The 14,361-nt window shown below is 40.7% G+C and carries 14 protein-coding genes; 2 read left to right on the forward strand and 12 right to left on the reverse strand.

All coding sequences use genetic code 11. The annotated features are described in order from the left end of the window. Positions 1–43: 43 nt before the first annotated feature. The 12 genes from GVJ38_RS00600 to GVJ38_RS00655 form a co-directional block, all read right to left on the reverse strand. A complete protein-coding gene (locus tag GVJ38_RS00600) occupies positions 44–1,837 on the reverse strand; it encodes a PTS mannitol-specific transporter subunit IIBC (RefSeq protein WP_159721225.1) in 1,794 nt (597 codons plus the stop codon). 290 nt (positions 1,838–2,127) lie between these two features. Beyond that, positions 2,128–3,501: an amino acid permease gene (locus GVJ38_RS00605; RefSeq protein ID WP_159721226.1), complete on the reverse strand. Its 1,374-nt coding sequence runs from the start codon at positions 3,499–3,501 to the stop codon at positions 2,128–2,130. 164 nt (positions 3,502–3,665) lie between these two features. After that, complete coding sequence (locus GVJ38_RS00610) at positions 3,666–4,040, reverse strand: DUF956 family protein (protein WP_159721227.1); 375 nt, start codon at positions 4,038–4,040, stop codon at positions 3,666–3,668. Between the two features lie 112 nt (positions 4,041–4,152). Further along, on the reverse strand, positions 4,153–5,064 hold the full coding sequence (locus tag GVJ38_RS00615; RefSeq protein ID WP_159721228.1) for a PTS system mannose/fructose/sorbose family transporter subunit IID: 912 nt from the start codon (positions 5,062–5,064) through the stop codon (positions 4,153–4,155). Positions 5,065–5,081: 17 nt separating this feature from the next. After that, positions 5,082–5,894 carry a PTS mannose/fructose/sorbose transporter subunit IIC gene (locus tag GVJ38_RS00620; RefSeq protein WP_159721229.1) on the reverse strand — a complete coding sequence of 271 codons (813 nt, stop codon included), beginning with the start codon at positions 5,892–5,894 and terminating at the stop codon, positions 5,082–5,084. A 29-nt stretch (positions 5,895–5,923) separates the two neighbouring features. Then, positions 5,924–6,895: a mannose/fructose/sorbose PTS transporter subunit IIA gene (locus tag GVJ38_RS00625; protein WP_159721230.1), complete on the reverse strand. Its 972-nt coding sequence runs from the start codon at positions 6,893–6,895 to the stop codon at positions 5,924–5,926. Between the two features lie 72 nt (positions 6,896–6,967). Then, complete coding sequence (locus GVJ38_RS00630) at positions 6,968–7,468, reverse strand: PTS system mannose/fructose/N-acetylgalactosamine-transporter subunit IIB (protein WP_159721231.1); 501 nt, start codon at positions 7,466–7,468, stop codon at positions 6,968–6,970. Positions 7,469–7,662: 194 nt separating this feature from the next. After that, on the reverse strand, positions 7,663–10,446 hold the full coding sequence (locus tag GVJ38_RS00635; RefSeq protein ID WP_159721232.1) for a sigma 54-interacting transcriptional regulator: 2,784 nt from the start codon (positions 10,444–10,446) through the stop codon (positions 7,663–7,665). Positions 10,447–10,629: 183 nt separating this feature from the next. After that, positions 10,630–10,902: a SemiSWEET family transporter gene (locus GVJ38_RS00640; RefSeq protein WP_159721233.1), complete on the reverse strand. Its 273-nt coding sequence runs from the start codon at positions 10,900–10,902 to the stop codon at positions 10,630–10,632. Positions 10,903–10,960: 58 nt separating this feature from the next. Next, positions 10,961–11,992: an oxidoreductase gene (locus GVJ38_RS00645; protein ID WP_159721234.1), complete on the reverse strand. Its 1,032-nt coding sequence runs from the start codon at positions 11,990–11,992 to the stop codon at positions 10,961–10,963. 66 nt (positions 11,993–12,058) lie between these two features. Beyond that, complete coding sequence (locus GVJ38_RS00650) at positions 12,059–12,430, reverse strand: DUF1648 domain-containing protein (RefSeq protein WP_159721235.1); 372 nt, start codon at positions 12,428–12,430, stop codon at positions 12,059–12,061. A gap of 75 nt (positions 12,431–12,505) precedes the next feature. Beyond that, a complete protein-coding gene (locus GVJ38_RS00655) occupies positions 12,506–13,363 on the reverse strand; it encodes a helix-turn-helix transcriptional regulator (protein ID WP_159721236.1) in 858 nt (285 codons plus the stop codon). A 255-nt stretch (positions 13,364–13,618) separates the two neighbouring features. Between GVJ38_RS00655 and GVJ38_RS00660 the strand changes: the two genes are divergently transcribed. Further along, positions 13,619–13,825, forward strand: coding sequence for a hypothetical protein (locus tag GVJ38_RS00660; RefSeq protein WP_159721237.1), 207 nt, complete (start codon positions 13,619–13,621; stop codon positions 13,823–13,825). 67 nt (positions 13,826–13,892) lie between these two features. Then, positions 13,893–14,243 carry a hypothetical protein gene (locus GVJ38_RS00665; protein ID WP_159721238.1) on the forward strand — a complete coding sequence of 117 codons (351 nt, stop codon included), beginning with the start codon at positions 13,893–13,895 and terminating at the stop codon, positions 14,241–14,243. Positions 14,244–14,361: the final 118 nt, after the last annotated feature.

A 14,361-nucleotide genomic window follows, 5' to 3' on the forward strand; every position in this document is an offset into this window, starting at 1 on the left:
GCTTTTAAGCTTAATACGCGGCTGAGAAAAAAACTACTAAAGACTATTTGTTTTTTATTTTTTCAGTGATCTGATCGTACTTTGGTGTCGTAACGACATCATCGACTGAAACATGGACCGCACTTGGCGCTTTTTGTTCCGCTTGAACCGTTTCTTTTTCATTGGTTACGATCATCGCAGTCGTCTCATCTTTTAATTCACTGATCGGTTGAGTCGTGATCGGATAGGTCAAACCTTTTTGTTTGAAGATCTTCTTCAAGACTGTCGCGCCCATCGCACTGGAACCTTTCGTCTGATCATAAGCAAAGATCACATGATCGACTTTACTATAATCAGCCAATCCTTCTGCTACATCATCTGCTTTTGGTGTAGTTGTATTCGGCGTTGTAGCAGCGGGTTCTTCTTTCAACCGCTCAACGATCTCATCATAGTGAGGAGAATTCATAAAGTTTTCCACTGAAACAAATGTTGCATTGGGTGCTTTTTGGGTTGCCCGTTCATGTAATTCTTCTTGGGTGACGATCAGCGCCTTGTCATCATCGCTTAAATTATTAATCGCTGAATTGGAAACAGGAATCGAAAGACCCGCTTTTTTGACTTTGTCGCGTAAAATCGAAGCTCCCATTGCGCTAGAACCCATCCCAGCATCACAAGCAAAAATAATTTTGTCGACTTTCCCAAACATCTTTTCATTTTGGCTAGTCACCGCACTTGCTGCATCCGTTGCCGTCGCTTGACCTTTACTTTGAGCTTTCGCACTTTGCATAGCAGCTTGACTAGCAGCTAAATCTTCTTCAGTTTCACTTTTATCAGCTTTCAAAATAATCGAAGCGACAATAAAGGAAGCAGCTGCACCGACTAAAACTCCGGCAATATTTGCTAAATAACTACCTTTTGGCGTCATCGCTAAAACAGCGAAGATCGACCCAGGTGAAGCAGCAGCTTGCAGACCAGCACCTAATAGTTGGAAAGTAAACGTGCCACAAACCCCACCAGCCATCACAGCTAAGAATAGTAACGGTTTCATCATGACATAAGGGAAGTAGATCTCATGGATCCCACCTAGAAATTGGATAATAATCGCACCAGGTGCAGATGATTTCGCTGAACCTTTACCAAACAAACTATAAGCCAGTAACAATCCTAAACCAGGACCAGGGTTGGCTTCCAATAAGAAGAGGATCGATTTGCCTGCTGAGGCAGCTTGATCAGCACCTAATGGCGTCAAGATCCCATGATTGATCGCATTGTTCAAGAACAAGATTTTCGCTGGTTCAATAAAGATATTCGCAATTGGTAATAAATGAGCGTGGATGATGACCTCAACAGCTTTAGCCATCGCGTGTGTCAACGTCACAACAACTGGACCGATCGCAAAAAAACCAAGGATCGCTAAGGCAAACCCGATCAGACCTGCAGAGAAGTTATTGACTAACATCTCAAAGCCAGTTTTGATTTTACTTTGGAAAGCGTCATCAAATTTTTTGATACACCAGCCTCCTAAAGGCCCCATGATCATCGCGCCGATAAACATTGGCACATCAGACCCAACGATCACACCCATCGTAGCAATCGCACCGACGACCGCGCCCCGTTGACCGTGAACCATGCTTCCTCCAGTATATCCAATCAATAATGGCAGTAAAAATTTCAGCATTGGGTCGACCATCGTCGCAAGTTCTTTATTTGGTAACCAACCTGTCTCGATAAATAAGGCTGTAATGACCCCCCAAGCGATAAAGGCCCCGATATTCGGCATGACCATTCCACTTAAGTGGCTACCTAAACGTTGGACACGGGCTTTCACTCCAGCTTTCTGTTGTCCAGCAGCTTCCATTGTAATTTCCTCCTTTAATAAATTGTATTCGTTTTCTTTACACATTTATTGTAGGGGTTTTAGAAAGCACTTTCAAACAATAGTAGATAGACATTTGGCACGAAACTTTGTGCCAAAACTAAATTTCAGTTTAATTTAGTGACAAAATTTGATCAAAACAGCGTACTGATAACGATTTTAAATTTAACGCGTTATCTTACGAGCGAGTCTCCTTTCTTTTTATGAAACCACAAAAAAATGGTAACGCAACAAGCTTCCATTAAGTAGCTCATAGCGTTACCAAAATCAATTTATTTATTCAACAAACTATGTCGATAGCCAAAGCCAAAGTAAATCGCTAGGCCGATCGCTAACGTAATCCCAAAAACGACAAACGTCATCCCGCTTAATTGAGCAATCAAAAATAGACAAGCTAAGATTGATAGGATGGGCAAAACTGGTACAAGTGGAACTGAAAATTCACCTTTTTTCGGCTTGCCATGATCTTTCCGCAATTTCAAAATACCAACAGCCATCAAGATCAAATAAGCTAACGCCACGATATTAGTCAACTCAGCTAAAATTTGTAATGGGAACGCCGCCGCAAAAACTAACGCAATCGCACCAGCTACAAAGGTCGCATTTTTAGGTGCTCGCGTCTTTGCATCAACTTTTCCCATAAAACCTGGTAGCAAACCATCTTTACTGATTGCATAGAGCAAACGAGCTAATGCAAACAACATGGAGATCGTGACTGTCAAAAGCGTTAGCATCGCACCGACTGAAATGATCGAACCAATCACGCCATGACCGATGTAACGCATCACAAAGGCCATCGGATCTGCTACTTGTAATTTCGCAAAAGGTACGACTCCAGTTGAAATCAAAGTCACGATGATATAGAGCACCGTTGCGATCAAGATCGAACCAATGATCCCACGCGGAACGTCTTTTTGCGGATTTTTGACTTCTTCAGCTGCCATCGCAACAGAATCAAAACCTAAAAAGGCAAAGAAGACGATCGCTGCACCTTTAAAGACACTTGAAAATCCATTTGGCATAAAAGGCTGCCAGTTGGTCGGCTTGACATAAAAAACACCCACTGCGATAAATAGCGCGATGATCCCGAATTTGACCCAAACCATCAGATTATTTAGCATCAACACTTTTTTAGCTTCTTGGCTGACCCAAAATGTGATGAAGATGACAACAATCGCTGCGATCAAATCAATATATGTTCCTTTTGCTGCATCAAATCCACCGGTCAAAGCAGTCGGTAGGTGAACGCCCAAACTACCTAAAAATCCTTGCACATACCCTGACCAGCCAGTAGCCACCGACGAAACTGCCAGCAAAAATTCACACAGTAAAAACCAGCCAGCTAACCATGCTGCAAATTCACCAAACACGACATACAAATAGGCGTAAGGTCCGCCGATAATCGGAATCCGTGAAGCAAACTCAGCAAAACAAAAACCCGATAAGATAACTACGAAAGCAGATAAAACAAATGATAATGACAAAGCAGGTCCAGCATTATTGGCACTTGGTACACCAGTGATTACAAAGATCCCGGTTCCAATGATCGCCCCGATTCCCAGTAAGATCAAATCAGATAATTTCAAATTCCGATTCATCTGCGTTTTCTGTTGTGTATCTAGCACTTTTTTTCTGAATATATTCACAGGAACACCTCCACTTTTTCTGAAAATTCAAACTTTACCTTACACTAAAATAAAATGCCGCAACATGCAACTAGAAAAAAAGAATAACAAAAATTTTTTAATTTTAGAATCTAAATATAGCAAAAAAAGCTCCTTCAACTAATGTTAAAGAAACCTCTTGTTGATCATCTACGAATAAAAATTGATTTCATCCCACGTTTTATGACATCCACAAAGCTAAGCGAACGAACCAAGTGACTTGAATCAACATATTTTCGAATCGCTCGTAATACTTTTTTAGGGTCTTTTGAAGAAAAACTATATGTACCATTTTTTTTAGTCTGAATAGCAAAACGAGGAATCCACTTACCTTTAAACATTACGGAAGCAACAACATAATCTACTTCCTCCCAAGGTATCTGAATAAACTTTCGTGCATCACGTTCATTGTAAAATTCGAAGCCACGATCACCGATCATGATTTTTCCATAATCCGTTAAACCAGCATACGAATTAGCTTTAACTACTAAGTCCACTTTTGTATTTAACGATTGAACCATTATTCCACTCCTTTTCTCTCATCAGTGATATTATACGTTTTTTTCATACAATACACCATATTAAAAAACACATCCTGAACGAAAATATGCGTCCAGAATGTGCATCGAAAGCTTACATCAATCCGATCAAGTGGAAGACTACCCCAATTACGAATAGACCTAAGATAATGATGATTGGAGAAACTTTTTTCTTCAATAACCACATACAGAATAAAGTCAATAGTAATGCTGCTAATCCTGGAATCAACTGATTTAAGTTATCTTGTAATGTCGTAACTTTATGATCACTTAATGATAAACCAGCTGCCTGATCTTCTAAGGCTTTCTTAATTCCTTGTGCACCTGAAGGAAGCTTATTCCAGTCAATATAAGCACCTTTATCTAATTTAACAGACGAAACAGTTGGTGTGAACTTGACACTTACCCAACGGTTTACCAGCGATCCTAATATGAACATCCCTAGAATAGAGGCACCTTTAGTAATATCTTGCAATAAACCACCAGATAAATCATCAGTAATTTTTGAACCAGCTTTATATCCTAATTCTTGGGTGTACCACATAAATGCCATCCGAATAGCATTCCAAGCAATAAAGTAGATAATTGGACCTAAAATATTCCCACTCATTGCTAATGAAGCAGCCAAAGCACCAATGATTGGTTTAACTGTAAACCAGAAGACTGGATCTCCGATACCAGCTAAAGGTCCCATCATACCTACTTTAACCCCTTGAATCGTTACATCATCAATTGGTGCGCCATTCGCACGTTCTTCTTCTAGTGCTAACGTTACTCCGATGATTGGTGATGCCACGTATGGGTGTGTATTAAAAAATTCTAAGTGACGTTCCAATGCTGCTGAACGATCTTCCTTGGTTTTATATAATTTCTTGATTGCAGGAATCAATGTGAATGCCCAACCACCGTTTTGCATCCGCTCGTAGTTCCATGAACCTTGTAGGAAGGTTGAACGCCACCAAATAGAAATACGATCTTTTTTCGTTAATTTAATTTTATTTTCCATTTTTGCTTTCTCCCTTCTTAATAGTTATCGATGATATCGCCTAGTGGGTCTCCAGTGTTTGAGCCACCGCCATTACTTGAACCACCACTACCTTGTTTAGATAGAGCCAAGTAGATCAATGCAAGTGACACACCGATAGCACCAAGACCGATAAGTGTGATTTCTGTTACAGTAGCTAATACAAAACCAATTGCAAAGAATGGCCAAACTTCACGTGTTGCCATCATGTTGATAACCATTGCATAACCAACGGCAACGACCATTCCCCCACCGATTGCTAAACCATCCGTTAACCAAGTAGGCATTGCTTCTAGCAATGAACGTACAGGTCCAGCACCAACAGCTAGAATTAAACCTGCTGGAATAGCGATCCGCACACCTTGCATACAAATAGCAATAATATGCCACATTTCAACTTTACGGAAATTACCTTCTTTAGCAGCACCATCCATGATATGAACGATACCAGTTGCTAACGTACGACAAATGATTGTTAATAGTAATCCTGCAACTGCTAAAGGTACGGCAATAGCGATAGCTGATGAAACACCAGCTCTACCTTGTCCACCTAATACTAAGATAATTGCTGAAGCGACTGAAGCTAATGCAGCATCGGGTGCTACGGCAGCTCCGATATTTGCCCAACCTAAAGCGATCATTTGAAGCGTACCACCTAAGATCAAACATGGTACTAAGTTACCTGTTACTAAGCCGATTAACGTACAAGCAATAACTGGTTGATGAAAATGAAATTCATCCAAGATACCTTCCATACCAGCCAAGAATGCTACGATAATGACTAATATCACTTGAATAAAATTTAAGTCCATGATATTTAATCCTCCGTTTTCTTCTATATTTATTTTTGTCTATTTAACTCATCTTGTGCTTTTTTCAGGATCTCATTCATGTCGCCTTTAGAATCATTTGGTACTTTCCGAACATCAAATTTCAATCCTTTTTCCTTCAACTTGTTAAATGTATCGATATCTTCTTGACTGAAGGCCAATACTTTATTCGGTTGAACTTTACCTGGTGAATGCGCCATGGACCCTACGTTGATCGTATCTAATGGAACGCCACCATCAACTGCACGCAACACATCTTCAGGATTTTCGAACAATAACAGTGCACGTTGTCCACCAAAATGTTGATCATCTTTTGCTAACTTAATCATTTGGTCGATCGGTACAACGTGGGCTTTCACACCTGGAGGAGCAGCCTGTTGAATTAATTTTTTACGAAGTTCATCTTTCGCTACTGCATCAGAAACCACAATAATACGGGTTGGACCAGTTGTTTTTGTCCATGCAGTTGCAACTTGTCCGTGTAATAGACGAGAATCGATTCGAGCTAAAACATAATCAAATTTACCAGGACGCCCGCCTGCAGGTGCCGCTTGAGTAGCTTGTGAAGCAACCTCTTTCGGTTCTAATTCTTCTGGTTTGATCTTGACCCCATCTTTTGCTGTTTCTAAAATGTGCGCCGCGATTTCTTGTGCGGATTCCATTGAGAAACGTGATGCGTACGCTTCGATCACCATCGGCAAGTTCATGCCAGCTACGATTGCCCATTTGTCTTTATGCTCTTCAAACAGACTATTAGCTTGGTTGAACGGCGTGCCTCCCCATAGGTCGACCAAGAACAAGACTTCATCTTGGTTTTCAAAGGATGCGATCGCGTCTTTCATTTTTGCTTTGACGTCATCAGGACCTTCGCTTGGCATCAGTGTCACGGCTTGGACATTTTCTTGTTCTCCGAAGATCATAGCGCCGGATTGTAAAATACCTTTTGCGAATTCTCCATGACTTGCAAGGATAATTCCTACCATCTTTATACCTCCCTATTCATTTTCGTTACAGTAATCAATATTAATAAGTTCTAAAAAACCTGTAACCTGAAATTATTGGATCTTGCGTTCTTTCCCAAGCGCATCTAATAAATTATTTTTGCGATCGGTGGGAACTTTGCGGGTCTCCAGTTCGATTCCGTGATCAGCTAGTTGTAAAAAAGCCGCGATATCTTCATCATCCACCGAAATAAAATTGGTGATCATCTTCTTACCTTCTGAAAATCGCATGCCACCTACATTGACCGTTGAAAGCTCAATCCCTGCGTTTACCACCCGCAAGACATCTTTTGGTGAAGTAAACAACAACATGACTTTCATTCCATCAAACAGCTGATCATGATACACATCAATCATCTTACGAATTGTAACGACATTTGACTTGATTCCCGGCGGTGCAGCTTGCTTTAAAAGAAACTTTTGCAAATCATCATAGGCGACGACATCACTGACCACAATAATACGTTCGACCCCGGTAGCTTTTGACCAAACTGTCGCTACCTGACCATGGATCAATCGGTCATCGATCCGAACTAAGCGGATATCCATCACCATTCGGGCACCTCCTAACAACGATTATCAGTTGGATTCTGATAATGAGATTGATGGATCATCGTTCACCTCCTGAGTCCACACTTTTTATAAAGCAAGAAGCGTGCCAAAATACACTAATATAAAATCAAGTGAATTACTCACTAAAAAACGATACACAAAAAAGATACAGTAAACTGTATCCTTTTTGTGTATCGTTAATTGATTTTTGCTTTCGTGTGATCTTTGACGATTTGATAAACATAATAACGTTCTGACTCAGGGATCGTAATATTCAATTGGTCCGCTAAATGATTCAACGCTTGTTCGATTTGCTGATCATGAACGAACTGTTGGTATTCATTTAATGCGACCGGATCAACTGCTAATGGTTCTTTTAAGATCCCGCGCTCAATCATACCAGCTAGATGCATGACCAGATTCAAGCGCGTCGCATAATCTTCCGAATCACCTTTTGTTGTGATCAATTCAGTCGCCAAACGCCAAAGTGGTTCAATGATTTTTTTCGGATTGATAAAAGTAAAACTTTCTTCCATAAAATTTAAACATAGTGTATAGGCACTTTCATCGGTCAACTCGACTTCCGCCGTACTTTCACTTTCGGTTTCTAAAAACAATTCATCCAATACATGATCGGTTTCATCATTGATAAATTTTTCCATTGGGATATAAGGTGCCGCAAGTTTTGGATCAACGATTCCCGTAGTCGCAATAACTTGATACTGGTCTTGGATCGAAGCTAGACGCTCATTCATATTTACAACGGAAAGCGTCAGGACTTCAATCGTTTCATCTTTGCGTTTTTTCAGTGGCCGTTCAATAATTTCTTTTAAGCGCTGAGCTGTTCCTTCGCCGGAAGCGCATATCGCTAAAATCGCTTGTTTAGTGCGCGGAGTTTTCGTTTCTTTGACCACTTGTCCGTAACCGCGGAAACTTTTCAGTGAATTATACAACTCTTCTAAATCTGATCCTAAGACACTTGATTTACGAGCGGCTTCAACAACTAAAGGCGTTGTGACCATATCTAACGTCCGCATCGTGATCCCTGTATCTTTTTGGATCTCATCGTTGAAAGTTGCTAGTGACCCCATGTCTACCATCAACAACACCCCGCTACCTTCGTCGATCTGCACAGCCGCTTCACGAATTTTTTCAAATGCAACACGCGGATGCATATCTAACGGCATATCGACAGCGATCAAATTATTGACGTCTAATAATTCGCGGACGACTTGGACCATCGAAGTCGCGGTACTCATGCCGTGTGCCGCTACCACTACCCCGATCTTGCCCGTTGGATGGTCTTCTCGCAGTGAAACGAGTAAGACAGTTAAATAATAATCTTCACTGTCAGGAATCTCCACATGAAATTCAGTTTCGACTAAGCGCCGGATCTCTTGGGCTACTTCAAATTCAGCTGGAAAATCCGTTGCCATCTCGCGAATATTCGCATTTGTTTCACGGGTCTCTCCGATATGGATCTTTTTCAAAAAAGAAGAGATATGCAAACTCATCGCGTAAACAAAATTTTGTTGAAAGAAACAGTTGAGCCGTTCACTGACCAGTGCCGCGATCTTATTACTCAACTCGATCACATTTTTATCGACGAACTCCGCTAAACGAGTCTCGGTATCAAAGGTAAAGCCATGATCTTTATAAAATGATTTCAAATGCAAATTGATGTCAGTTGAAATAAAATGATTGATCGTTTCTTGATCAAGGCCTTCCGTTTTTAAGAGTGTCGCTTTATCACCAATAATATCATAGAGATTATACGGCAACTCATATGTATCCGTGCGAATCAGATCATCAATCTCATACGGGGTGACGACCATCTCCGGTTCTAAGTAAGGTGAGATATCTGGTAGTTTCAACCGATCCGCTGACAGCTGGACCAAACCGGATTTGATCCCGTCAGTCACATCATTCAACGTAATATGGATCTCATCTTGGGTCATGTGATTCATAAAGCCCCGCGCACAGATCAATTGGACATTCGACTTCAGTTGCCCGACATTACCATAAGACACACTACCCAATAGAGCTTTGACCACATCTTCAGTCAGCGTGATCTTTTTTTGAATGCGGTTTGCTTCCATTGCCACCATGACTTTGACTAGATCGATCTGTTCAACTGGCGGGCGTTTATTGAACGCTGGCATTTGGATATTGATCGGAATTCGACGCACAAATGTATCTAATAACGAAGAGTGCGGATCTTCTGTCGTCGCTCCCACGATCCGTACATCGGCAAAATGATTTTTTCCAGTCTCCCCCAATCGATTGTAGCTACCATGATCCATAAAATAAAAAATCATCTCTTGTCCTTCTGGCGGCAAGCGGTGAATCTCATCTAAAAACAACATGCTACCATCTGCTTGTTGGATCAAGCCGGCTTTATCACTATCGGCTCCTGTAAAAGCGCCTTTTGTATAGCCGAACAAATGACTCATCAACAACTCAGGATTATTCGCATAATCGGCGCAGTTGAAAACGACTAACTCCCGCGCTTGTTCGATCACGCCTTTTGACTGTGCAAATTGAAACATCGCATGCGCAAAAAAAGTTTTCCCTGAGCCAGTGGGACCGGTGATCAAACAATTCAATCCTTTTGGCGGATATAAAATCGCGGCCTTCGCTTGCTCCACCGCGTTACGCATACTTCCAGTCGAGCCGATGATCCGTGAGAAAACATCGCCTTTGTTCGTTGACAAGATTTTCTTTTCTGGTTGGATCGCAGCTGTCGGTCGTTCACTTTTCACCTGTAGTGGTGCGTTTACAGTTGCATGCTGATTTTCAAAGTAACGAACTGGACGACTATTTGTTTTCGCTAACGTTCCTTCTTTTACCAATAAGTTCAAATCTTTACTAGCATTAGTCCGCTGAATATCCAGTGCTTCGGCTACCTCGTTAGTCGTCAACCCCTGACGTCCTCCGACTTTTTGGACATATTCAAATACGCGGTCAATCCTTCTTTCCATCCACTCACCTACTTTTTCAGTGTATTACTCCATCTCAATCATCTATAACATTTCTTAAAAAGTCAAATTTTTTAGTTAAAAAGAAATACACTGTTAAGAAGAGATGAGAAAAAATCGACCACAGCAAAACAAAAAGGCCAGAACATTGACTGTTCTGGCGCATCTTTTATCGTGATTCTACTATTATAATGCCGTGAAGAAAGTAATCGCACCTAGAAAAATCCCTGGGACATTGGCGATCACTAACGGCCAATCACGATTCTTTTTCATAAAACCATAGATCACCCAGCAGGTACAATTGACCATCGCCACAAACGGCTGGATCGGATTTCCTTTTGCCCCTTGTAAATTATTCATGATCTGGGGAATGTATGATACATACATCAAAACCGACAGCACCGATGCGATCCGGCCTAAGCGCTGAATATGTCGTTCCTTCTCATCTTGTTTACTCATAACAATCGACTCCTCTTATCTAGCTTAACAAGAATAAAGTCAATTTTCAAAAGATAACTTAATTTAAGTGATACACACTGGGACTAGGTTTTGCAAACCCATTTTCTAAAATCTCGATATTCGTTAAAATTTCATCATCCGAGACCAACTTAGCTTTTCCGTTGATGATCGTTTCATACGCAGCATCATACACCCGACCATAATCACCTAATGGCGTCGGCAATTGTTTATCGATCCAATCCCCATTGGCATTTAGATAATGCAGCGTCCCATAATTTTTTGGCGAATCAATCCCAAAATCAGGAACTCCTGGCATGATCCCTGCTTTTAGATCATTTTCTTGCTGGTCTTCTCCGTATTTAATGAAGCTACCTTGTGTTCCGTGAGCGATGACTTGCGGGTAAGGCGTCGCAACTAAAAAGGAAGTCTTCACTTTAACCTTCAAACGTTCACCGTAAAAGAGATCCGCTTCAAAATAATCGTCAACACTTGCTGGATTGCGCAGCGATCGAATATCGTAGCTGACAGCAGTTGGTCGCCCAAATAGCGCAAGCATTCGATCAATCGTATGAACTCCTAACCCATAAAAATTTCCTTCTTCTTTTGGTCCAAGATGAGCTGTCTGATCTGGTCGAAAATGATCCATGTGCATCTCAACTTCTAACATGTCACCTAAATACCCGCGCTCTACCACTTGTTTCAAAGCTAAATAATCGCCATCAAAACGCCGATTTTGATACGGCATCGCCATGACACCTTTTTCAGCCGCTAGTGCTAAAAGTTCTTTAGCTTCTTTGACCGATGCAGCAAAGGGTTTTTCCACGATGACATGTTTCCCAGCTTCAATGACTTGTTTGGCAAATTCATAATGAGTGGCAGCCGGTGTGGCGATCGTCACTAATTTGATTGCCGGATCATTTAATAATTCATCCAAGTCTGTCGTCAAATGAATCCCCGCAGTTTCTGGCGTCGCAGGTTTTGGGGAACGATTATAAATCGTTTTGACCGTAATATTTTCTCGCGTCCGTAAATATGGTAAATGATAGCGGTGCGTGCTTTTCCCTAACCCAATAAAACCCATTGTTAGCATGAAATCCCTACTTTCTAAATTGTTTGCTTCTTTATTATACCCATATTTTTCAGTCAGCGGGAAAGTTTAACGCGCTATTTTAAAGTAAGCGATGTAAAAATACAACACACCAAACCAGATGACTAAGTTGAGTAAAAACCAAATACATTTACTGACCACATTAATGAAGGAATACTTAGGAAAATAGCGATCCATTTTGGCTAGTGACATGATACAGCCACTGATGACCAATAAGATCGGCAACAAAAAGATCGTTTGCTTGTGATCGAACCCATCAAAATTTCCCAGAGCACTCATATGGGTGGGGATGATCTCCGGCAGGCGCGGATACAAATACAGCGTCGCTAGTACAGCTAAGCCACCTAACAGTAAACCGATTTTTAAAAAGAGCGCGCTGATTTTAGTATAAAAGGTTTGAAAAATTGGAATAAATGCCATGTTGAACACCTCGATTTTTGTCTACATTATGTGCGGTCAGCCAGGAAAAATCAAGGAGAAAAAGCGAATAAAAGACTAAACCTCACCTGAGCTAAAAAGCGGTTTGCGTTTCAGATAAATGATCCCGATTGGCGACAAGATCCCCAATAACAATCCTAAAACTAAAACACCTATTATGACTGGGTGACTGCCTAGCCAAAGTGTAATGCGGTAAAAAACATCCACTAACGGTAATTGCAACTTTTCGTGTATTTTTTCGACTGCATTTTGATACATCACAAAAGTAAAATCATCACCTAACGAAAAATGGTACCAACCGTAGCTTTGATTACCGATTGCAACCCAACCAAAAGTCAAATTTCCACTTGCGAGTACGCCCGCAACGCAATTGCCGATCACCAAAAGACCGCACCCGACATTGCCAATCGCCAACAGTCCCAGTGAAAGATCCCCCAAGGCCAATAGTCCGATTCCAAAAAGGCCGAGCGAAATAATTCCCACTGATAAAAAGCCTAACGCGAACACACCTTGAGCTAAGACTCCGATACTAATCACGCCTGTTGCCCGTAAACCAATTGCAATCACTCCTGTAGCAGTTGGAATTTTATATCCGAGCTTAAAGTAGCTAGGGTTATTCATGACAGCTACTTTTTTAACTCTTGGTAAGACGATATGCAAAAGTGGCCATTGTTTCAAACAGCGTTCGCTTTTATATTCGAAATAATCGCTCACAGCACGCTCATTTAACAGATCATCCACAGTCAAATCAAGTAATGCCGCTACTTTAGGTAAGCTTTCTACATCAGGAAAGCCTCTTCCAGTCTCCCATTTCGAGATTGCTTTATCCGATACAAAAAGTTGTTCCGCTAATTGTTTTTGTGTCAGTTCATTTTCTGTGCGATATTTTTTCAACTGTCGACTTAAAAAGTTCATTGATTCGCTCCTTGGACTTAAAAATTTTTCAACGCTGTTCACTTCGAAGTATACGTTTAACGACTCTTTTTGTCACTCTACGTTTAGTAGAATGTTGCTAATACAACTATTTCAAGTCGTTACACGGAATACCTCCACTCGATCTGTTCATCAAACGAGTGAACTTCAGCCATGTGAAAGCAAGTTGTTTGCTAGTGTACCTTTTGATAACGTTTTCAAAAGATGCTATCTTCTATTTAAAAGGAGAAAAATATTATGCGATATGGGTTAGCGTTGGTTTTTTTATTAATCAGTTTGTGGCAATTTATGATGACTCGAAGGGCTTTTATTCAGCTTAGACAAAAAGGGGATCAAACTACTTCGCCATTTATCATGTTGAGCTTGTGGAGCAGCCTAGTCTTTACGATCATCTTTTTCGGGATCGGCTTAAGTATTCTCTTTGCAAATTATTCTTTCTCATAAGCTCATAGGCATCCATTCAAGTAACCGCATGACAATTGATATCTGTTTAATTTAGGAGGAAAACGCGATGATTAAATTTTTGAGTGTTTTAGGACTCTTAATGTTGCTGACTTTTCGTCTATTAGTTGATGCTTACAAACGACAAAAAGATGAGGAACACGGTGATACTTTCCAGTGGCAAAGCGTAAAAATCAAAACGAATTCGATTATCTTAACATTTTATCAAGCAATCTTTTCGCTGATCGCTGTAGCGTGTATCCTAACTGATTTATTTATTGGTAAAGGCGTCTTGATTTCTCTTGATAAGACGCTGTGGTATAGTTTTTTCTTTCTGTTGTTTCGCTATCCACTCGAGTATTTTGCTTTGCGATTTTACGAACATAAATCAATGCCTCCCGTAAATTCTTACCGGAGATAATTTTTTTAAATTGAGCAATGCTTGTTACACGAAGCAAAATTTTTACTCAAAAAAAAGCCTTACCTCTAACAAAATAGAGGTAAGGCTGCTTTGATTTAAGCTTCTTGAGCGACTGGGT

It is taken from the genome of Enterococcus sp. CSURQ0835 (assembly GCF_902706605.1).
In the GTDB taxonomy this organism is placed as follows: Bacteria; Bacillota; Bacilli; order Lactobacillales; family Enterococcaceae; genus Enterococcus_A.

What these genes read in the sequence shown, in the direction of transcription:
- GVJ38_RS00620 (WP_159721229.1), bottom strand. Translation starts at nt 5,894, where the DNA reads ATGGACTTAAATTTTATTCAAGTGATATTAGTCATTATCGTAGCATTC.
- GVJ38_RS00640 (WP_159721233.1), bottom strand. Translation starts at nt 10,902, where the DNA reads ATGAGTAAACAAGATGAGAAGGAACGACATATTCAGCGCTTAGGCCGG.
- GVJ38_RS00615 (WP_159721228.1), bottom strand. Translation starts at nt 5,064, where the DNA reads ATGGAAAATAAAATTAAATTAACGAAAAAAGATCGTATTTCTATTTGG.
- GVJ38_RS00625 (WP_159721230.1), bottom strand. Translation starts at nt 6,895, where the DNA reads ATGGTAGGAATTATCCTTGCAAGTCATGGAGAATTCGCAAAAGGTATT.
- GVJ38_RS00635 (WP_159721232.1), bottom strand. Translation starts at nt 10,446, where the DNA reads ATGGAAAGAAGGATTGACCGCGTATTTGAATATGTCCAAAAAGTCGGA.
- GVJ38_RS00630 (WP_159721231.1), bottom strand. Translation starts at nt 7,468, where the DNA reads ATGGTGATGGATATCCGCTTAGTTCGGATCGATGACCGATTGATCCAT.
- GVJ38_RS00610 (WP_159721227.1), bottom strand. Translation starts at nt 4,040, where the DNA reads ATGGTTCAATCGTTAAATACAAAAGTGGACTTAGTAGTTAAAGCTAAT.
- GVJ38_RS00600 (WP_159721225.1), bottom strand. Translation starts at nt 1,837, where the DNA reads ATGGAAGCTGCTGGACAACAGAAAGCTGGAGTGAAAGCCCGTGTCCAA.
- GVJ38_RS00655 (WP_159721236.1), bottom strand. Translation starts at nt 13,363, where the DNA reads ATGAACTTTTTAAGTCGACAGTTGAAAAAATATCGCACAGAAAATGAA.
- GVJ38_RS00650 (WP_159721235.1), bottom strand. Translation starts at nt 12,430, where the DNA reads ATGGCATTTATTCCAATTTTTCAAACCTTTTATACTAAAATCAGCGCG.
- GVJ38_RS00660 (WP_159721237.1), top strand. Translation starts at nt 13,619, where the DNA reads ATGCGATATGGGTTAGCGTTGGTTTTTTTATTAATCAGTTTGTGGCAA.
- GVJ38_RS00665 (WP_159721238.1), top strand. Translation starts at nt 13,893, where the DNA reads ATGATTAAATTTTTGAGTGTTTTAGGACTCTTAATGTTGCTGACTTTT.
- GVJ38_RS00645 (WP_159721234.1), bottom strand. Translation starts at nt 11,992, where the DNA reads ATGCTAACAATGGGTTTTATTGGGTTAGGGAAAAGCACGCACCGCTAT.